9 protein-coding genes are annotated in these 19,973 nt (G+C 68.4%); 6 read left to right on the top strand and 3 right to left on the bottom strand.

Features of this window, described 5'->3' with window-relative positions; all coding sequences use genetic code 11:
• Positions 1-130: 130 nt before the first annotated feature.
• The 6 genes from ACFXKN_RS10990 (at position 131) to ACFXKN_RS11015 (ending at position 18,648) form a co-directional block, all read left to right on the top strand.
• On the top strand, positions 131-13,903 hold the full coding sequence (locus ACFXKN_RS10990; protein ID WP_379432912.1) for an amino acid adenylation domain-containing protein: 13,773 nt from the start codon (positions 131-133) through the stop codon (positions 13,901-13,903).
• On the top strand, positions 13,900-14,910 hold the full coding sequence (locus ACFXKN_RS10995; protein WP_379432913.1) for an ATP-binding cassette domain-containing protein: 1,011 nt from the start codon (positions 13,900-13,902) through the stop codon (positions 14,908-14,910). The genes ACFXKN_RS10990 and ACFXKN_RS10995 overlap by 4 nt, the downstream gene beginning before the upstream one ends.
• A complete protein-coding gene (locus ACFXKN_RS11000) occupies positions 14,907-15,725 on the top strand; it encodes an ABC transporter permease (RefSeq protein WP_379432914.1) in 819 nt (272 codons plus the stop codon). The genes ACFXKN_RS10995 and ACFXKN_RS11000 overlap by 4 nt, the downstream gene beginning before the upstream one ends.
• Positions 15,725-16,513 (top strand): ABC transporter permease, encoded by a 789-nt coding sequence (locus tag ACFXKN_RS11005; protein ID WP_378953304.1) that lies wholly within the window; start codon positions 15,725-15,727, stop codon positions 16,511-16,513. Before ACFXKN_RS11000 ends, ACFXKN_RS11005 begins: the two co-directional genes overlap by 1 nt.
• A gap of 48 nt (positions 16,514-16,561) precedes the next feature.
• Positions 16,562-17,656, top strand: a complete 1,095-nt coding sequence (locus ACFXKN_RS11010; protein WP_379432915.1) for an ABC transporter substrate-binding protein — start codon at positions 16,562-16,564, stop codon at positions 17,654-17,656.
• A gap of 86 nt (positions 17,657-17,742) precedes the next feature.
• Positions 17,743-18,648 (top strand): dioxygenase, encoded by a 906-nt coding sequence (locus ACFXKN_RS11015; RefSeq protein WP_378953300.1) that lies wholly within the window; start codon positions 17,743-17,745, stop codon positions 18,646-18,648.
• Positions 18,649-18,679: 31 nt separating this feature from the next.
• On the opposite strand, the gene ACFXKN_RS11020 is transcribed toward ACFXKN_RS11015, so the two are convergent.
• From ACFXKN_RS11020 to ACFXKN_RS11030, 3 genes are all read right to left on the bottom strand, one after another.
• Entirely contained in the window at positions 18,680-18,802 is a 123-nt protein-coding gene (locus tag ACFXKN_RS11020; protein ID WP_378953298.1) for a hypothetical protein, read from the bottom strand.
• Positions 18,803-18,843: 41 nt separating this feature from the next.
• Positions 18,844-19,521 (bottom strand): TetR/AcrR family transcriptional regulator, encoded by a 678-nt coding sequence (locus tag ACFXKN_RS11025; RefSeq protein WP_378953296.1) that lies wholly within the window; start codon positions 19,519-19,521, stop codon positions 18,844-18,846.
• A gap of 62 nt (positions 19,522-19,583) precedes the next feature.
• The gene (locus ACFXKN_RS11030; RefSeq protein WP_378953294.1) at positions 19,584-19,964 is read right to left on the bottom strand and encodes a hypothetical protein; all 381 of its coding nucleotides are present in this window, start codon (positions 19,962-19,964) and stop codon (positions 19,584-19,586) included.
• Positions 19,965-19,973 lie beyond the last annotated feature (9 nt).

Genomic DNA, 19,973 nt, shown 5'->3' on the forward strand with positions numbered 1-19,973 from the left:
GGTCCGCGCTGGTCCAGAATGAACATAGAGCGCAGTACGCAACGGCGGGTACTACCAACCAGGTAGCTGCCCGACGCTCGGGGACACCTCGTGAACGCCCAGCTCGAGACATGAGAACGCAGGTTCGCTCATGATCGCACCAGACGGCCCTTTTCCTCTGTCCGCCGCCCAGCGCGGCATCTGGTTCGCCCAGCACATCGCGGGCGATACCCCCATCTCCATCGCCCAGTACGTCGAACTGTCCGGCGCGATCGACCACACGCTGCTCACCGAGGCGGCCCGGCAGACCGGCCGCGAGTTCGGCACCGGCTACCTGCGCCTGGTCGATGTCGAGGGCCAGCCGCAGCAGATCGTCGACCTGACCCTCGACGACGACATCGCCCACGTGGATCTCCGGGACCGCCCCGACCCGGAAGCGGCCGCGCACGCCTGGATGCGGGCCGAGTACACCGCACCACTGGATGTGATGCGCGACCGATTGGTCTGCCTGGCCATGCTGCGGGTCGCCGAGGATCGCTGGTTCTGGTACTCGCGCATGCACCACATCGTGTTGGACGGAATGGGCGCGCTTGCCCTGGTCCAGCGCACCGGCGAGCTCTACAACGCCGCCTTCGACGGTCGCGAGCCGCCGCCGGCCAAGGCCGAGCCGTTGCAGAAGATCGTCGACGCCGATCTGGCCTACCGGACCTCCGACCGCTTCGCGACCGACCGCGAGTACTGGCGCGATCACTTGGCCGACCTGGCCGATCCGGTCACCCTCGCCGGCCGGGCCGCCGAGGTCGACGGCCATCCGAACCGGGTCTCCGGCGCACTGCCCGCGGCGACGACCGCGCTGCTGGATTCCGTTGCCGCGGCGGTGAACTCGGGGGTGGCGCCCACGGTGGTCGCCGCGTTCGGCGCCTATCTCGCCGCGATGACCGGCGCGCCGGAAGTGGTCTTGAGCCTGCCGGTGTCCGCGCGGACCTCGGCGACACTACGGCGTTCGGGCGGCATGCTCGCCAATGTCGTGCCGCTGCGGGTCACCCTCGATCCCACGACGACCGTCGGCGCGGTGATCCGCGCGGTCCAGAGCGAGCTGACCGGCGCGTTGCGACGTCAGCGCTATCGCCAGGAGGACATCGTCCGCGATCTCGGCTGGGCGATGGACGAGGCCGCGTCGTTCGGTCCTGCCGTGAATCTGATGATGGTGGACACCAGGATTGCCCTCGGCCCGGTCGTCGGGCGGCTCAATGTGCTCACCTCGGGCCTGATCGACGATCTGTTCGTCAACGTGTACCCCGGCGTGGGCGGCGAGAGCACCCACATCGATCTCCAAGGCAACGGAAACCTCTACAGCGACGCCGATCTGGCGGCCCACCACGATCGCTTCCTGATGTTCCTGCACCGGTTCCTCGTCGCCGGGCCCGATGCTCCCTTGTCGACGGTGCCCGTGCTCTCGGTCACCGAACAGGCCGCTTCGGTGCCCGCTCGCGGTCCAGCCGGGGTCGAGACGAAGACCCTGCCCGAGATCCTCACCGCGGGCGCCACGCTCGACCCGGACGCGGTGGCCCTGCGCTGGGGCACCGACGACACGCTGAGCTACCGCGAGGTCGACGACTACACGAATCGACTGGCCCGGCTCCTGATCTCCGCGGGCGCGGGCCCCGAACACGGTGTCGCACTGTCTATTCCGCGCTCCGCGGAGTCGGTGCTCGCCACCATCGCGGTGGCCGAGACGGGCGCGCCGTTCGTCCCGATCGATCCGACCTATCCCGATGACCGGATCGAGCACATGATCGACGACAGCGGCGTCGTCATCGGCGTGACCGTCACCCAGGTACGTAAGTCCTTGCCCGACAAGGTCGATTGGCTCTCCCTCGACGACGGAGCCACCGTCGCGCACCTCGCCGCACAGGATGCCGCCCCGATCACCGACTCCGAGCGAACCGCCGCGATCGAGCCCGATCAGGTCGCCTACATCATCTACACCTCCGGGTCGACCGGACTACCCAAGGGCGTCCTGGTCTCGCACCGTGGCCTGGCGAATCTCGTCGCGAGTTCGGGAGCCGGCTTCGGCGTCGACTCCGACTCTGTTGTCGCCCATGCCGTTTCACCGAGCTTCGACATCTCCGTCGAGGAGATTCTGGTGACCCTGTCCGCAGGCGCGGCCCTCGCGGTGGTCCCGCCGTCGGCCTACGCGGGCGAGGAGATGGCGCAGGTGCTGCGCACGCATCACGTCACTCATCTCAATGTCACCCCGGCCGTCGTCGGTTCCCTCGACCCCACGACCTTGCCCGACCTGCGCACGATCGTTGTCGGTGGTGACGCGTGCCCGCCGGAGCTGGTGTCGAAGTGGGCCGGGCGCGCCCTGATCAACGGCTATGGACCCACCGAGACCACCATCACCACGACCCTGAGCGAACCGCTGGTTCCCGGCGCCCCGGTGACTATCGGCAGCCTCGTCCGTGGCGTGTCCGGCCTGGTACTCGACCCGTGGCTGCGACCGGTCTCGGCGGGCACCGTGGGCGAGCTGTACCTCGCGGGCCCCGGCGTCGCGCGTGGCTATCACCGGCGCAGCGGCTTGACCGCGAGCCGGTTCGTCGCGAATCCGCACGCACCGGGCGAACGGATGTATCGCACCGGCGACCTGGTGCGGTGGACCGACCGCGACGGCACGCTCACCCTGGAATACCAGGGCCGCAGCGATTTCCAGGTGAAGGTGCGCGGCTACCGGATCGAGCTGGGCGAGATCGATGCCGCCCTGCAGCAGCTTCCCGAGATCGATTTCGCGATCACCCTCGGCGTCGAGACCGCCACCGGCGCGACCGCGCTCGTCTCCTATGTCACGACCGAGCCGGGCGCCGAGGCCCATCCCGAAGCCGTGAAAGCCGCGGTCGGCGAACGACTTCCGGCCTACATGGTGCCCGCCGTGGTGATGGTGCTGGACGAAGTTCCGCTCACCCCACTCGGCAAGGTGGACAGAAAGGCCTTGCCCGCACCGGATTTCAGCGCCCGCGCCGTCACGAGCCGGGCGCCGTCGACGCCACGCGAGCAGGCACTGGCAGCCCTTTTCGCCGAGGTACTCGGACTCGACGCGGTAGGAGTCGACGAGAGCTTCTTCGCTCTCGGTGGCGACAGCATCGTTTCCATCCAGCTGGTCTCGCGCGCGAAGGCCGCCGGTATCTCGCTGCGCGCCCGCGATGTCTTCGAACGCAAGACGGTCGCCGCGCTGGCCGCGGTCGCCGGCGAGACCGAGGTCCACGTGGTGGAGGAGCTGCCCGGTGGCGGTGTGGGCGAGGTGGAACTCACTGCGATCGTGCACGAGATGATCGAGCACGGCGACACCTGGGGCCGCTACGGGCAGGCCGTCCTGATCGGGCTGCCCGCCGACATCGACCGCCCGAGGATCGCCGCCGCGCTACAGGTCCTGCTCGATCATCACGATCTGCTCCGTTCTTCGCTGCGGCGAGTCCCGGACGGCTGGGAATGGGTTGTGGCCGAACGTGGTTCGGTCGACGCCGAGACCCTGATCGACGTGGTCAGCGCCGACACCAAGGACGCGGCCGAACGCGCCTTGCAGGACGCCGCGGATCTGCTCGATCCCACCGCGGGCACCGTTGCCCGGCTCGTCCTGATCGATCGCGTCGACGCCGCCCCGCTGTGCTGGCTGGTCCTGCACCACCTGGTCACCGACGGTGTCTCCTGGCGAATCCTGCTGCCGGACTTCGCCACTGCGGCCTACGGCGGCGCGCTCGACCCCGTCGGCACGTCCTTCCGACGCTGGGCGCACAGCCAGGCCGGCAACGCCACGACACGCATCGACGAACTGCCGATCTGGCAGCGAATCCTGGCCACACCCGACCCGTCGTTCGCCCGGACCAACGGTCAGGACGCCAGCAGAGCGAAGACCTCGTCTCCCTCGGCTACCTCCGGTCAGGAAGCCGACACTGAGACCGCCTCGCCGTCTGCCACCTCCGATCACCCCGACGAGATGGCGGAGACCGGCTCATCCTCGGTCCCTGCCGCATTCGATCCAGCCCTCGACGTGGTCGCCACCATGGCGCAGTGGCAGACAACGGTGCCCGCGGACGTCGCACACACCGTCTTGCACACCGTGCCCGAGCAATTCCATTGCGGCGCGGACGATGTGCTGCTCACCGCCCTCGCCATGGCAGTGTGCCGGTGGCGCGACCGCACCGGCGCCCTGGTGACGCTGGAAGGCCACGGCCGCAGCGAGTCCCTGCTGCCCGGTGCCGATCTCGCGCGCACCGTCGGCTGGTTCACCAGCGTGTACCCGGTCGCACTCGACCTGGCGGAGATCGATCTCGGCGAGGCTTTCACCGGTGGTCGCGCGGCGGGTTCGGCGATCAAGGCGACCAAGGAGCAGCTGCGGTCGGTCCCCGATCGCGGTGTCGGCTTCGGCCTACTGCGCTACCTGAACGACGAGGCCGCCGCGGCGCTCGCGAACGCGCCGACACCCCAGTTGAGCTTCAACTATCTCGGCAGGGCGGTGACCGGCGACGATCCCTGGGTACCCCGGCGCTTCGCCGCGACCAACGACGACCGCGCTCCGCTGGCCGCCGTCGTGGACATCAACGCGGTGCTGACCGATGCCGGACTGGAAGTCACCTGGGCCTACGCGAGCAGGCTGCTCGGCGAGGCCGAGGTGCGCGAATTGGCCGACCTGTGGTCGCAGGCACTGCGTGCGCTCGTCACCCATGCCGGATCCGGCGACGCGGGTGGCCGGACCCCCTCGGACTTCGAGCTCGTCACGGTCGATCAGCCGCAGATCGAGCGCTGGGAGCACACCTATCCGAAGCTCACCGACGTCTGGCCGCTCTCGCCGCTGCAGTACGGCCTGCTCTTCCACTCGCTCTACGACTCCGATACCGCCGATGGTTACACCGTCCAATCGCTGCTCACCCTGGCGGGCACCGTCGACGCCACCCGGCTGCGCGGCGCGGCACAGGCGCTGATCGATCGGCACGAGAACCTGCGCGTCGCCTTCGTCGAGACCGACGACGGCCCCCGCCAACTGGTCCTGTCCGCCGCCGAGATCCCTTGGCAGGAAATTGATCTCACCGATATCGCCGACGACGACCAACGCACGCGCGAACTCGACCGGACGATCGAATTGGACGCGCTGACCCGCTTCGACCTCACCCGTCCCCCGCTGCTGCGCTTCACCCTGATCAGGACCGCACCGGAGACGTTCCGGCTCGTCATGACCAATCACCATCTGGTGCTGGACGGTTGGTCGACGCCGCTGCTGGTGCGGGAACTGCTCACCCTGTACGTCACCGCGGGCGACGCGTCGATATTGCCGGCCGCCCGGTCCTACCGCGAATTCCTGTCCTGGCTCGAAGACCAGGACGCACCAGCCTCGCTGGCCGCGTGGAAACAGGCGCTGGCCGGAATCGACACGCCGACCCGCGCCGTCCCCACGCTCGCCGGGATCGAGTCGACCGAAACCGCGATGCTCTCGCAGGATCTGTCCGCCGCCACGGTCGCCGTACTCGAGTCGGCCGCCCGGGAGGCGGGCGCGACCGTGAACACCCTGGTCCAGGCGGGCTGGTCGATGCTGCTTGCCATGCTCACCGGCCGCACCGATGTGGTGTTCGGCGCCACGGTGTCCGGTCGGCCGCCGGAGCTGCCCGGTGTCGAGGAGATGGTCGGGCTGTTCATCAACACCGTTCCGGTCCGGGTGACGCTGGATCCGTCGGAGAAGGTTTCCGACCTACTGGCCCGCGTGCAAGCCGAGCAGGCCCGGCTCATGGACCATCAGCATGTCGGCCTCGCCGCCATCCACCGCGCTGTCGGGCTGGCCGAATTGTTCGACACCCTCACCGTTTTCGAGTCCTACCCGATCGATCGCGAGGCACTGTCCCAAACCCTGGACATCGCGGGCATGCGGGTGCTCGATGTCGAAGGCACCGACGCCACGCCATACCCGTTGAACCTCATGGTGATTCCGCTGCGTGGCGAGGACGGCGCGGGCGATGCACTGCGCATCACCGTGAAATTCATGGCCGACCAGCTGGAACACACTGCGGCGCAGTCACTCCTGGACCGGTTTGTCCGCCTGCTCTCCCAACTCGCCGAGAATCCGCATGCTGTGGTGTCCCAGCTGCGGTACTGCAGCGATACCGAATTGGCCTCGCTCGCACCGGTTCACGGCCCGCCACCGCTGCCGATGCGCACGCTGGCCGACATCCTGACGGCGGGTGCGCGCATCGATCCCGATGCGATCGCGGTCAGCGCGGGTGAGCTGCGGATGAGTTACGGCGAACTCGACGCCTGGTCCAATCGATTCGCCCGGGTGCTGCTCGGTCGCGGGATCGGCCCCGAGATATTCGTCGTGCTCGCGCTGACCCGGTCGCTGGAATCCGTGGTCGCCGTGTGGGCGCTGGCCAAGACCGGTGCGGCGTTCGTCCCGCTGGATCCGAGCTATCCGGTGGAGCGGATCGAGCACATGCTCACCGATTCGAAGGCCCCGATCGGCGTGACTGTGACGGCCACCGGCGAAGACCTGCCCGGATCCATCGACTGGCTGCTGCTCGACGATCTGAACACCATGCGCCGCGCCATGCTGGTCTCCGATGCGCCGATCACCGACGCCGAACGCGGCGGCCCCGTCGATATCGACCACACCGCCTACCTGATCTACACCTCCGGTTCCACCGGCAAGCCGAAAGCGGTGCTGCTCAGTCACCGCGGTATCGCGAATCTCGTTGCTGCCCAGCGCGAAACCCTGGCCCTCGATCCGTCGGCCAGCGCACTGCAGGTCGCCTCCCCCAGCTTCGACGCCTCCGTCTTCGAAATGCTGACCGCGCACGCGGCGGGTGGACGACTGGTCGTGTCACCGCCGGAGGTGTACGGCGGCGCCGAACTCGAGACGCTGCTGCGCACCGAGCGGGTCACCCACGCGGTGATCACCCCGTCGGCACTGGCGACGATGGAACCCACCGACCTCACCGATCTGCGGGTGCTCTCGGTGGCCGGTGAGGCGGCCACGCCCGAGCTCATCGAGAAGTGGGCAGCGGGCAGGCGGATGGTGAACCTGTACGGCCCCACCGAGTTCAGCATCTGGGCCACCGGACCGGCCGAGCTGGTCGCGGGCGAGCCGGTGACCATCGGCGGACCGATTCGCGGTGCGGCGCTGGTGGTGCTGGACAGCTGGTTGCGGCCGGTGCCGGTCGGTATCGCGGGCGAGCTGTATCTGGCCGGGCCCGCGCTGGCGCGTGGCTACTTCAACCGGTTCGAGATGACCGCGAGCCGGTTCGTCGCCAACCCCTTCGGCATCGCCGGGGAACGCATGTACCGGACCGGTGACATGGTGCGCTGGGTTACCGGCGAGAATGCCGCGCTCACCCTGGAATACCTGGGCCGCAGCGACTTCCAGGTCAAGATTCGCGGCCTGCGGATCGAACTCGGCGAGATCGACGCGGTGCTCTCGCGTGCCGAGGAGGTCGACTACGCGGTAACGATCGGGCGCGAGGGACCGGCGGGCGCCACCGTGCTCGCGTCCTACGTACTCCCCGTGCCGGACATCGAACTCGACACCGAAACACTGCGCGCGCAGGTCGCGGCGGAACTGCCCGGATACATGGTGCCGGCCTATGTCGTTGTCCTGGAAGATATCCCGCTCACCCCGGTCGGCAAGCTGGATCGCAAGGCCCTCCCGATACCGGACTTCTCGGCGACTCAGCAGTCCTATCTCGCGCCGTGCACGCCGATCGAACAGGCCGTCGCCGAGGTGTTCGCCGACGTGCTCGGCAGTGAACAGGTGAGCGTCGACCAGTCCTTCTTCGAGCTCGGCGGCAATTCGTTGAGCGCGACAAAGGTTGTCGCCCGGGTCAATTCGGCGCTCGGCTCCACGATCGCGCTGCGTGATCTGTTCGACGCACCGAGCGTTGCCCAGCTGGCGTCGCGCGTCGTCCCCGCCGCCGAAGGCACTGCGGGCCGACCGGCACTGGCCCCACGCCTGCGCCCCGACCGCATTCCCCTGTCTCCCGCCCAGCAGCGCATGTGGGTACTCAACCAGCTCGATCCGGAGTCGTCGGCCTACAACATCGCGATCGCCCTTCGCCTCACCGGAACCCTGGATGTGGCGGCCATGCGCCGAGCACTCGCCGACGTGGTCGAACGCCAGGAAAGCCTGCGCACGCGCTACCCCGCCGATGTCGAAGGCCCACGCCAGGTCATCGTCGGCATCGACATCGCCATCCCCACAATGCCCCTGATCGACACCGAAGACGGTGCGCCACTGCGGGATCAGATCAATGGCCTGGCGGCAACCGGATTCGACCTCACCCGCGAGCCCCCGCTTCGGGTCGGTCTTTTCCGCCTCAACGGCGGCCCACCCGACGGTTCGCGGGCCATCGACACTCGCCCGAGCCACAACGGCGCACGCAGCACGTCGGCCTCCGACGGTCACCCGAGTGCCGAGGACACCAACAGCCCCAATGGCGGTGCCCCAGTGCATGTTGTCGTCCTCGTGGTGCACCACATCAGCGCGGACGGTGCGTCGATGGCACCATTGGCGGCCGACCTGGTGGCCGCCTACTCGGCACGGGTCGCGGGTGCGGCTCCCGCTCAGCCTCCGCTCGCCGTGCAGTACGCCGACTTCGCGCAGTGGCATCGCGAGCTACTCGGCAGCGGGTCGGATGCGGAATCTGTTGCAGCACAGCAAATCAAATACTGGAGCGAGACACTCGCCGATGCACCGGACGCCCTGGAACTCCCCGCCGATCGTGCCCGCCCCGCGGTACAGACGATGCGCAGCGACGACGTCGACTTCAGCATCGACGAACAGACGCACCGCGCGTTGATCGACTTCGCCGCCGCGAACAATGTCAGCGTTTTCATGGTGGTCCACGCCGCCCTCGCGGTACTACTGGCCCGGCTCGGCGGCACCGGCGATGTCGTCATCGGTACCCCGATCGCGGGGCGTGGTGAGGCCGCTCTCGACGACCTCGTCGGCATGTTCGTCAATACTCTCGCCCTGCGCACACCAGTCGATCCCGGCACCGGCTTCCGGCAGCTGCTCGCCACCGTCCGCACCACCGACCTCGACGCCTTCGCCCACGCCGACGTGCCGTTCGAGCAGCTCGTCGGCGCACTCGACCCCACCCGATCGACCGCCCACCACCCACTGTTCCAGGTGTCGCTCTCGCTGCAGAACTTCATCGAGCCGGTGCTCGAACTGCCCGGACTGCGCTTCGAAGTAGAGGATTTCGACCGCCGCTCCTCGGCCTTCGACCTCACCCTCGACCTGCGCGAACGGTTCGGCGAAGCAGGACCCGAAGGCATCGAAGGCGTCCTGACCTACGCGACGGACCTGTTCGACGCGAACACGGTCACCACCTTCGCGACCCGGTGGCGGCAGGTGCTCACCACCGTCCTCACCGACATCGACATCCGCCTCGCCGATATCGACATCCTCGCCGAAGCCGAACGCGCGGAACTGATCCCGGTCCGCGGCCCCGCCACCGCGGGAACGACCACCTTGGCCGACCTGCTCACCACCACCGCCACAACCTTCCCTGACCGACCCGCGCTGGTCACCGACACCACGACCGCTTCCGCGACTCGACCCAGGCCTTTCACTCACACCACCGCGGTCCTGCTCGAACAACCCGCGCCGGTCACCGGCACCATCGCGACACCTACGAACCAGGACACCCCGCCAACCGACACCGGCGCGCGCCATCGCGGACAACCGGCATCGATCATCGACGCCGCCGCAGCGTCCCCGGACCAGCCCGCACCGGCAACTACCAGCGGGCCCCGCCCGGAACACAGCGCGCAGGAATCCGTTACGACCACCTACGGCGCCCTGAATGCCCGGTCGAACCAGCTGGCCAGGTTGCTGATCGAGGCGGGGGCGCACACGGAATCTGTTGTAGCCCTCGGCCTCCCACGTTGCGCCGAACTCCACGTCGGCATCTGGGCCGCCGCGAAGGTCGGCGCGGCGTTCCTGCCGGTCGACCCCAAGCATCCAGCAGACCGCATCGACCACATGCTCACCGATTCCGGCGCAGAGGTCGGGATCACCCTCGCCGAATACCGGCCGACGCTGTCCGGCACCACCCGCTGGTTGGTCCTCGATGACCCCGACTTCGCCACCCGTCTCGACACCACCGACGCCGCCGAGATCACCCCCGAGGAACTCCCGGTCCCGATCAGGCTCGAGAACCCGGCCTGGATGATCTACACCTCCGGCTCCACCGGCACCCCGAAGGGCGTCACCGTCACCCACCGCGGCCTGGCCGACCTGGTCGCCTCCCAGCGAACTGACCTCGCGCTGGACGAACGTTCCCGAGTGCTCCAGGTCGCCTCCCCCAGCTTCGACGCGTCGATCTTCGAGGCACTCATGGCATTCGGCTGCGGTGGCGCCTCGGTGATCGCGCCGCCGGATGTATTCGGTGGTGCACCACTCGCGAAGCTGATCGCCGCAGAGTCGGTTACCCACATGGTGATCACGCCGTCGGCACTGGCCACGATCGATCCCGCCGACGTGTCGAGTCTGCGGGTACTCGCGGTCGCGGGTGAGGCGGTCGGCCCCGATCTGGTCGCCCGCTGGTGCGGCGGTGCCGGCGCACGCACGATGGTCAACCTGTACGGCCCGACCGAATACACCATCTGGGCAACGGGTTCCGAGCCCCTGTCGGCTGCGGAACCGGTCACCATCGGCTCACCTGTTCGAGGTGCGGCGGCACTCGTCCTCGACGACCGCCTATGCCCGGTGCCAGTCGGTGTCGCGGGTGAGCTGTACCTCGCGGGCACCGCCCTCGCACGGGGTTACCACGCCCGGCCAGGCTTGACTGCGACCAGATTTGTCGCCAACCCGTTCAGGGGGGCCGGTGAATGTCTTTATCGCACTGGCGATCTGGTGCGGTGGTCTCGCACCGGCAACCCCGCTCGCAGCGACAACCCGGCCGTGTCCGACAACCCCGCTCGGTTCGGCAACCGCGCTCGCGCCGACGCCACCGCTCGGCCCGAAAGCATTTCCAGTGCACCGGCCAGCCTCGTATTGGAATACCTCGGCCGCACCGACTTCCAGGTGAAGGTCCGCGGCCAGCGCATCGAACTCGGCGAGATCGACGCGGTCCTCGGCGCCATCGACGGCATCGATCTCGCAGTGACGCTGGGTGTTCCGGGTCCCACCGGGTCCACCGCCCTGGCCGCGTACCTTGTACGACTGCCAGGCACCGACCTCGACATCGCACACGTCCGAGCACTCGCCGCCGACACACTGCCCGCCTATATGGTGCCTGCCGCCTTCGTCGTCCTGGACGAGATTCCCATCAACGCAGTCGGCAAGCTGGACCGAAAAGCCCTGCCGGACCCGGTGTTCGTCACCGACGACACCCCGTACCGCGCACCGGAAACACCGACCGAACAGGTGCTCGCCGAGGTTTACGCCGAACTGCTCGGCCGCGCACAGGTCGGCATCGACGATTCGTTCTTCGCCCTCGGCGGCGACAGCATCCTCGCCATCCAGCTGGTCACCCAGGCGAAGCTGCGCGGCGTGCACTGCACACCGCTGCAGGTCTTCGAACACCGCACGGTCGCGGCGCTGGGCGCTGCCGTCGATGCCGCCGAGACGGTGGAGGCGCTCGCGGAACTGCCCGGCGGCGGTACCGGTGACCTGCCGCTCACCCCGATCGTCCGATACATGATCGAACGCGGCGGCGATTTCGACCGGTTCGCCCAAACCGCGGTATTGGAACTGCCTGTCGGCATCGACCGCGCACAACTCGTCACCACCCTCACCGCCGCGATCGACCGGCACGACATGCTGCGGGCACGCCTGTGGGCGGGCGAGGACGGCTGGCGGCTGCGCGTGGCCGACCCCGGTTCGATCGACGTCGACGCACTCGTGCACCGCACGGCCTTCGACGCCGCCACCGACCCGGTCGAGCTGCGTGAATACGCGCAGACCGAGCTCGACTCCGCGATGAACCGCCTGCACCCGGCCGACGGCGTGGTACTCCAATTCGTGTGGCTGGATCCGGTCGGTGACGCCGGTTCGCACACCCGGCCCGGACGCCTGATCGTCGTGGCGCACCACCTCGCGATCGACAGCGTGTCGTGGCGAATCCTGGTGCAGGACTTGATCGCCGCCTGGGCCCAGGTATCCGCGGGCGCCGTGCCGGCCCTGCCCGATATCGGCACCTCGATGCGGCGCTGGTCGTATGCCCTGACCGAGCAGGCACATTCCGAGCGGCGCCTGGCCGAACTTCCGTACTGGCAGCAGGTGGTGAACGGCCCCGACCCGCTGCTCGGTACCCGCCACCTCGAACCGGCCACAGATCAGGCGAAGACGGTCCGCCGCCTCGATATCGAGATCGATGAAGACACCACGACGGCCCTGCTCACCACCCTGCCCCGCCTGTTCCACGGCAGCGTCACCGACGCGCTGTTCGTCACCCTGGCACTGGCGCTGGTGCGCTGGCGTGCCCGCAGAGGCGTGGACGAACCCTCGGCGCTGTTGCGCCTGGAGGGCCATGGCAGACAGGAAGAAGTCGTGCCCGGCGCCGACCTGTCGCGGACCATCGGCTGGTTCACCAACCTGTACCCGGTGCGGCTCGATCTCGCTGACATCGATATCGAGGACGCGCTGGCGGGTGGCCCGGCGATGGGCACGGCTATCCGCCGGGGCAAGCACGACCTGGCCGCGGTCCCGGACAAGGGCATCGGATTCGGGCTACTGCGTTATCTGAATCCCGCAGCAGCCGAAGAACTCCCGGCACGACTGCCCGGCCAGATCTGCGTGAACTACCTCGGCAAGCACACCTCCGTCGACACACCCACCGGCCTCGAAGGTCTCGGCTGGCTACCCACCGACGCGCTAGGCGATCTCGAGGCGGCCGAGTATCCGGAGATACCGATCATGTCGGCGATCGATATCAACGCCATGGTGGTCGGCAACCGGCTACACGCCGACTTCGGTTACGCCGCACAGCTTTTAGCCCGCGACGATGTCGCCGAACTCGCGAATCTGTGGGTCGAGGCACTCGGCGCGGCAGCACGATTCGCCGAAACCCCTGCGGCCCAGACCGCTTCGGCCGACGAAGCCGCCGCTATGACAGCCCACACGGCGGCGCTCGTGGAGCCGGGGCCGACCGGTCTCGGACTCGATGTGCTGCTACCGATCCGCCCCGATGGGGATCGACCCGCGCTGTTCTGCGTCCACTCCTCCTCCGGAATGTCCTGGAGCTACCTGGGATTGGCCGAACAGCTACGACCAGGGCGGCCGATCTACGGACTCCAGGCCCCCGACCTCAGTGGTCGCGAGCCCTCGGCCCGCTCGATCGAGGAATTCGCCCAGCGCTACGTGCGCGAGATCCGCGCGGTGCAGCCGAGGGGCCCCTATCACCTGCTCGGCTGGTCCTTCGGCGGCCTCATCGCCCAAGCGATGGCGGTGGAACTGGCCGCCGCGGGCGAGCAGGTCGGGGTCGTCGCGCTCCTGGACACCGACACCGCCGACATCGACGGCGACACCATCGAGCGGCTCTCGGCGGGCGCCTTCATCAACACCTTCGGCGCCATCTTCGGCATCGATGACGTCCCCGCCGCATCGACCGCCGAGGAAGCGGCCGAGCTCATCACCGCTCGCCTCGGCGGAGTCGAGCTCATCGACGCGTCGACCATCGAGCGAATGGCGGGCTCCTACAACGCCTCCGCGGGCACGCGGACCGGATATCAGCGCCCGGTCTACGACGGCGACGTCGTCTATTTCAGCGCCACGGTCGATCCCCCCGAATGGATGGGGCCCGACGGCTGGCGGCCCTTCATCACCGGCGACATCACCAACCACGACGTCGACGTGACCCACGACGACATGACCAATCCGTATGCACTGTCAGTCATCTCGCCACTGCTCGACGACCACTTGGAAGCAGGAGACCGGATATGAGCGTCGAACACACTCTCGTGCAGAGCAACCCGCGCACCGGTGGTGTCGTGGTCGAAGGGATCGCGAAGTCCTTCGGCGACGTCCACGCCCTGCGCGGCGTCGATTTCGAGGCCGCCCCCGGTGAGGTGCTCGGCATCCTCGGTCCCAACGGCGCGGGCAAGACGACCATGGTGAACATCCTGTCCACCCTCGTCACACCCGACCGAGGGCGGGCGGTGGTCGCCGGGCACGACGTCGTCGCCGACCCGGCCGCGGTCCGCAAACGCATCATGCTGACCGGGCAGTACGCCGCGCTCGACGACATGCTCAGCGGCTACGAGAACCTCGTCATGTTCGGCAGGCTGATGGGCCTGCGCAAGCCGGCGGCACAGGCAAGGGCCAGAGAACTGCTCGGCGAATTCGATCTGGAGAAGGCGGCGAATCGGCGCGTCGGCACCTACTCGGGCGGCATGCGGCGCCGCATCGACATCGCCTGCGGACTGGTGGTGCGGCCCGATGTGGTCTTCCTCGACGAGCCGACCACCGGCCTCGACCCCCGCAGCCGACAGGGCGTCTGGGACCTGGTGCGCAGCTTCAAGACCTCGGGTATCACCACCCTGCTCACCACCCAGTACCTGGAGGAAGCCGATGCGCTCAGCGATCAGATCATCGTGATCGACCACGGCGTGGTGATCGCTTCCGGCACCGCGGACGAGCTGAAACAACACATCGGCGGCAGCTACTGCGAGATCGTGCCCTTGGATCTCGAAGAGCTGCCCGCCATCGTCGCCGCGCTCGGCTCGCTGCTGCCCGCGGAGAACCTGGCGGCGCTGACCCCCGAGTCGGACCGCATCACCATCCCCGCGCCCGACGGCGCCAAGACTCTCGCCGAGGCCCTGCGACGACTCGACAACGCCTCGGTCGAACTCGTCGACATCGCCCTGCGGCGGCCCTCGCTCGACGATGTGTTCCTGCAGCTCACCGGCCATCTCGCCTCGACGGAGACCGAATCGGGAGTCTCCTCATGACGGCCGCCACGTGGCAGACCAATGCCCGCGCCATGCCCGACACCCTCCAGCAGTGGTGGGTACTGACCACCCGGGTGATCGTGCCCTCGGTCAAATCCGGCGAGTTCCTGGCATCGGTATTCGCACCAGCGGCCTTCACTGCCAGTTTCTACATCCCGCTGAAGACCGTGATGACGTTCTCCGGCAACGGTTTCAGCAGCTACGCCCAATACATGATGCCGCTGGTGATCCTGCAGGCCGCGGCGTTCACCGCCATCTCGGCGGCCTTCCGCTCGGCCAGCGATTCCGTCGCCGGCCTCAACCGCCGGTTCGGTGCGATGCCGCTGCGCCCGCTGGTCCCGGTCGCGGCGCGGATGTCGGCCAACCTGTTCCGGCTGCTGGTCTCCCTGGCGGCGGCGGTCGCCGCGGGGTATGTCATCGGCTTCCGATTCCGGCTCGACGCCGCGCACACCCTCGGCTTCTTGGCGTTCTCGCTGCTCATCGGTCTCGCGTTCACGCTCGGCGCGGACGTGATCGGCACGCTGTCCAAGAGCCCGGAAGCCACCTCGCAGGCGCTGGTGCTGCCGCCGTTGATCTTCGGCATGCTCTCGACCGGTCTCGCACCGGCGAGCCAGTTCCCGCACTGGATCCAGTGGTTCGTCCGCAATCAACCGGTCTCCCAGTTCGCGACGGTATTGCGCGCGCTGGCCGGTGACACCTTGGGCAATGCGGGGACGGCGAGCTGGGCGCTGATGGGCCCGTCGCTGCTCTGGCTCGCCGCCATCGTGGCGATCTGCGCACCGGTGGCCATCCGGCTGAGTTCGAGGAGGGCTTGATGGCAGAGCAACTGGAGACCTCGGCGGGGTCGCTGGTCCGGCACACGCTGATCCAGACCGAACGGCTGCTGGTGCGCTGGGCCCGCAATCCGATCACGCTGCTCGAGACCCTGCTCATCCCGTGCCTGCTGCTGGTGATGCTCGACATCGTGGTCGGCGGTCAGATCGAGAAGTTCACCGGTGGCGATGCCCTGTACGGCTCGGTCCCGATGGTCGCCATCGTCGGCGCGCTGTCCGGTGCCGTCGCGAGCGGTGTGCTGCTCGGCCGCGAACGCGACGCGGGCCTGCTGGCCCGATTCTGGGTGCTGCCCGTGCATCGGGCCTCCGGCCTGGTCTCGCGCATCCTCGCCGAGGGCTGCCGCATCGTGCTCGGCACCGTGGCGGTGGTGCTCGTCGGCTTCCTGCTCGGCTTCCGCTTCCACCAGGGGCTACTGGCTGCCGTCGTGTTCCTGCTGGTCCCCGTGGTGTTCGGGCTCGCCTTCGCCACCATCGTCACCGCCGTGGCGGTCTATACCGCGAAGGCCTCGCTGGTCGAGGGCATCACGATCCTCACCTCGCTGATGATGTTCTTCAGCACCGGATTCGTGCCGCTCGTGGCCTTCCCGACCTGGATTCAGCCGGTGGTGCGCAACCAGCCGATGTCGGTCGCCGTCGATGCCATGCGCGGGTTGTCCGATCAGGGTCCGATCGCCCGGCCACTGTTGCTCACCCTCGCCTGGTCCGGCGCCGCCGTGCTGTTGTTCGCCGTGCCCGCCGCCATCGGCTTCCGGCGCGCGAGCCGCCGGTAGATCGGCCCGCGGCACTCACACCGGCGGCCACGCAGTACCCTCGTGCGCATGCTGGCGAGCGCCCGAAACCGCACCCGATTCCGTCGCACCGCCGAGCCGGGCGGGCGCGTCCGCTCGCGCGGCTTCGTTGTGGCCGCCGCGTTGCTGTGCGCCGCCGTGCTCACCGCGGGGTGCGCGGAGAAAACCGATGACGCGAGCACGATCATCCGCACCACCACGAATATCGCGGGCGCGGGCGTGGTCGGCGCTGCCCGCGACACCGCGACCGCGTGCCCGTTGCCGAGCGCGCCCGATGCGGGCTCCGGCGCGACCCGCACGGTCACCCACACCGCCGGGGTCTCGCAGGTTCCCGCCGACCCGCAACGCATCGTGGTACTCACCACCTCGGCACTCGACGCGGCCTGCGCGCTCGGCCTGTGGGAGCGGGTCGCGGGCGCGGTCACCCTCGACGGCGATCGTTCGCAGCCGATGTACCTGGGTTACGGCGTGCTGAAGGTGCCGAGCGTCGGCCCGATCGGTCAGGCCGATCCGGCACGGATCGCCGAGCTGAAGCCCGACCTGATCCTCGGCGACGTCGCCCCGGCAGCGGGTAGTTACGACGCGCTGAGCAAGATCGCCCCGACCGTCCTGATCGGTGCGGGCGGAAGCTGGCAGTCCGATTTCGCCGCCTACTCCGCGGGGATGAACCGCGACGGCGCCGCCGACATCGCCCTGCGGAACTACCTCACCGAGGCCCACGACCTCGGCCCCGCACTGAACGCGCGCCAGTCCCAGGCCTCGGTGCTGCGCTTCACCGCCGGCACCACTCAGGTCCAAGGCTCGGAAACCTTTGCGGCCCAAGTCCTTTCCGACGTGGGCGTGCAACGCCCGACCGCCCAGCGCGGGCCCTCCTTCGACATCACCGAAGCCGACCTCGCCACCAAGGCCGAGGGCGACCTCATCTACGTGATGTTCGACGGCCCCGACGGCGAGCAGCACGGCAAACAGGTCCTGCGCTCGGACCAGTTCGAAGAACTCGGCGCCTCGACCGACAAGCGCGTCTTCGCGGTCGACGACAAGATCTGGCACACAACAGGTATCACCGCCGCCCGCGCCATCCTCACCGACCTGCGCAACAGCCTCAACGGCTACGTCACCGACTGACTCCCAGCTACCTCCCAGCGTGTTCGCAGCTCCGACGCAGTCCACGTGCTTAACGTGGTCGACAACACGGCAGCGAAGGAGCAGCGATGGGCGAGCACGACCTGGGACTAGGGCACGATCTTCGAGTGATGTCACGTCGGCGAGCGCTGAGTTTTCTCGGCGTGGCCGGGATCGCGGCGGCGGCGGGCTGCGCGACTTCGACCGACAGCACCGGCTCTAGCACGAGTTCGCCCGATGGCACCACTTCCGCGTCAGCGGAAACCCCCGCCGCGGCACCGCAGGAGACGGCGGGCCCCTACCCGGGTGACGGTTCCAACGGACCCAATGTCCTGATCGAATCCGGCGTGGTGCGCTCCGATATCACCACCAGCTTCGGCACGTATTCCGGTACCGCCCAGGGTGTTCCGATGACGCTCACGCTGAACCTGCGCGACCTCGTCGGGAACGCCGCGGGCACCGGGATGGCGGTATACGTGTGGCATTGCGACCGCGAGGGCCGGTACTCCCTCTATACCGAGGGCGCCACCGAACAGAACTATCTGCGCGGCGTCCAAGTGGCCGACGACAACGGCACCGTACGCTTCACCTCGATCTTCCCGGCCTGCTACGCCGGTCGCTGGCCACACATCCACTTCGAGGTCTACGACTCCCTGTCGACCGCGGTCGCGGGCGACAACGCCCGCCTCACCTCCCAGATCGCCCTCCCCCAAGACGCCTGCACCTCGGTCTTCGACGCCGACCCCGGCTATGTGAACAGCACCCGCAACATGTCCGGCGTGACCCTGTCCTCCGACGGCGTCTTCGGCGACGGCTGGGACGCCGAACTGGCCACGGTCACCTGCACCCCCACCACCGGCCTGTCCGTCTCACTCACCATCGGCGTAGCAGCCAAATCCCAGAACATCCAGTCCGACAACGGTTTTCCGGGCGCCCCGCCCTCTAGCAACGGCGCACCCGGCGGCCCACCCCCCGGCGGCCCCGCACCCCGCTGACAGGCGTCGTCAGTGGTGACTCATTCACACGTCATCGCGATCGGCGGGACAATCGGTCCACGATCAGCCAAGTTCCGCCGATCACCAGCAGCGCGAACAGGGCCAGGCCGCCGCCGAGCACGGCGAAGACCGACACCAGTTCGACCGCGCGCACCACCGAACCGCGGACCGATTCGGCTAGGCGACCGGGCGCCCTCAGCGCGCTGAACGGTCCGCGGCAACGGCCAAGCCGAGATGCACGATCTCGATAAAAGCCATCAGATCCCTGATCAGCACATCGATCTCGCCCGTCGCACCGGCGTCGGTGTGGAGCCAGTCGGCGACGTTCTCGAACAGACCGCCGATTGTGGAGACGGCCAGGGCGTGCAGGTCTACGCCGATTTCCTCGGGGGGCACGAATCCGTTTTCCCGCCACAGGATTTCGAGGAACTGAGCGGCCCAGCGGCGGTTGACGCGCCGCTGCTGTTCGACCTTTGCCGAAATGCCGCTCGCCTCACCGAAAGTCACCTTCGCCACGCGCGGGTCGTCGACCATCGAATGGGCGAAGGCGCCGATGACGGCGGCGACCACGTTGTCGCGGTCGCCCGAGGATTCGGACAGCGCGGTGGCGACCATGTCCTGTGCGCGTTCGCTCTGCTGCTGTAGCAGCGCCAGGTAGCAGTCTTCTTTGCTCTCGAAGAGTTCGTAGAAGGCTTTGTTGCCGACGAACGCGGTCTGGCAGATCTGCTCGATCGCGGTGTTGACGTAGCCCTCGGCGGCGATCAGGTCGAAGGCGGCGGCGAGGATCTGTTCACGCCTGCGCGCACGGCGCTGTTCGGCGTCCAGACCCTGGATGCGCCGGGAGGGGACTTGGCTCTTGTCGGTCGACGTCACGCAGCTCAGCCTACCGATTGCCGCATGTCAGCAGATCCGTTTGTTCTCAACAAGGCCACTTGCTAGAATTGGACCCGCCGCGGCCCGGCCGCGCTCGGCTGAGCGAACTCGGCGGCGCCGACGCGGGGTCGGCGCCGCCTGCTCTGCCGAGAAACCGCTGATTCGGCGCAGTCCACGGAAGAACGTACGCACATCGGCGACGAACAAGTCCGGTATTTCCATCGCCCCGAAGTGGCCACCCGGTCGAACTCCGACCAGTGCACGATGTCGGTATCCGCATCGGCGTAGCGCCGGATCGCGATGTCCTCGGCGAAGACCGCGACGCCGGTGGGTGTGGTCAGCGGCGTGGTCTCCCAGGAGCGAACGTGGGTGGCCTCGTAATACAGCGCGGCTGACGAAGCCGCGGTGCCGGTGAGTGCCAGAGCGAGCGAGTAGAGCATCACGTTGTTGAC

The sequence above is a fragment of the Nocardia sp. NPDC059195 genome (assembly GCF_042754695.1).
GTDB lineage: Bacteria > Actinomycetota > Actinomycetes > Mycobacteriales > Mycobacteriaceae > Nocardia.

Bases quoted from the DNA above. Each gene is read 5' to 3' on its own strand.
- ACFXKN_RS10990 (WP_379432912.1), top strand. From the start codon at position 131: ATGATCGCACCAGACGGCCCTTTTCCTCTGTCCGCCGCCCAGCGCGGC.
- ACFXKN_RS10995 (WP_379432913.1), top strand. From the start codon at position 13,900: ATGAGCGTCGAACACACTCTCGTGCAGAGCAACCCGCGCACCGGTGGT.
- ACFXKN_RS11000 (WP_379432914.1), top strand. From the start codon at position 14,907: ATGACGGCCGCCACGTGGCAGACCAATGCCCGCGCCATGCCCGACACC.
- ACFXKN_RS11005 (WP_378953304.1), top strand. From the start codon at position 15,725: ATGGCAGAGCAACTGGAGACCTCGGCGGGGTCGCTGGTCCGGCACACG.
- ACFXKN_RS11010 (WP_379432915.1), top strand. From the start codon at position 16,562: ATGCTGGCGAGCGCCCGAAACCGCACCCGATTCCGTCGCACCGCCGAG.
- ACFXKN_RS11015 (WP_378953300.1), top strand. From the start codon at position 17,743: ATGGGCGAGCACGACCTGGGACTAGGGCACGATCTTCGAGTGATGTCA.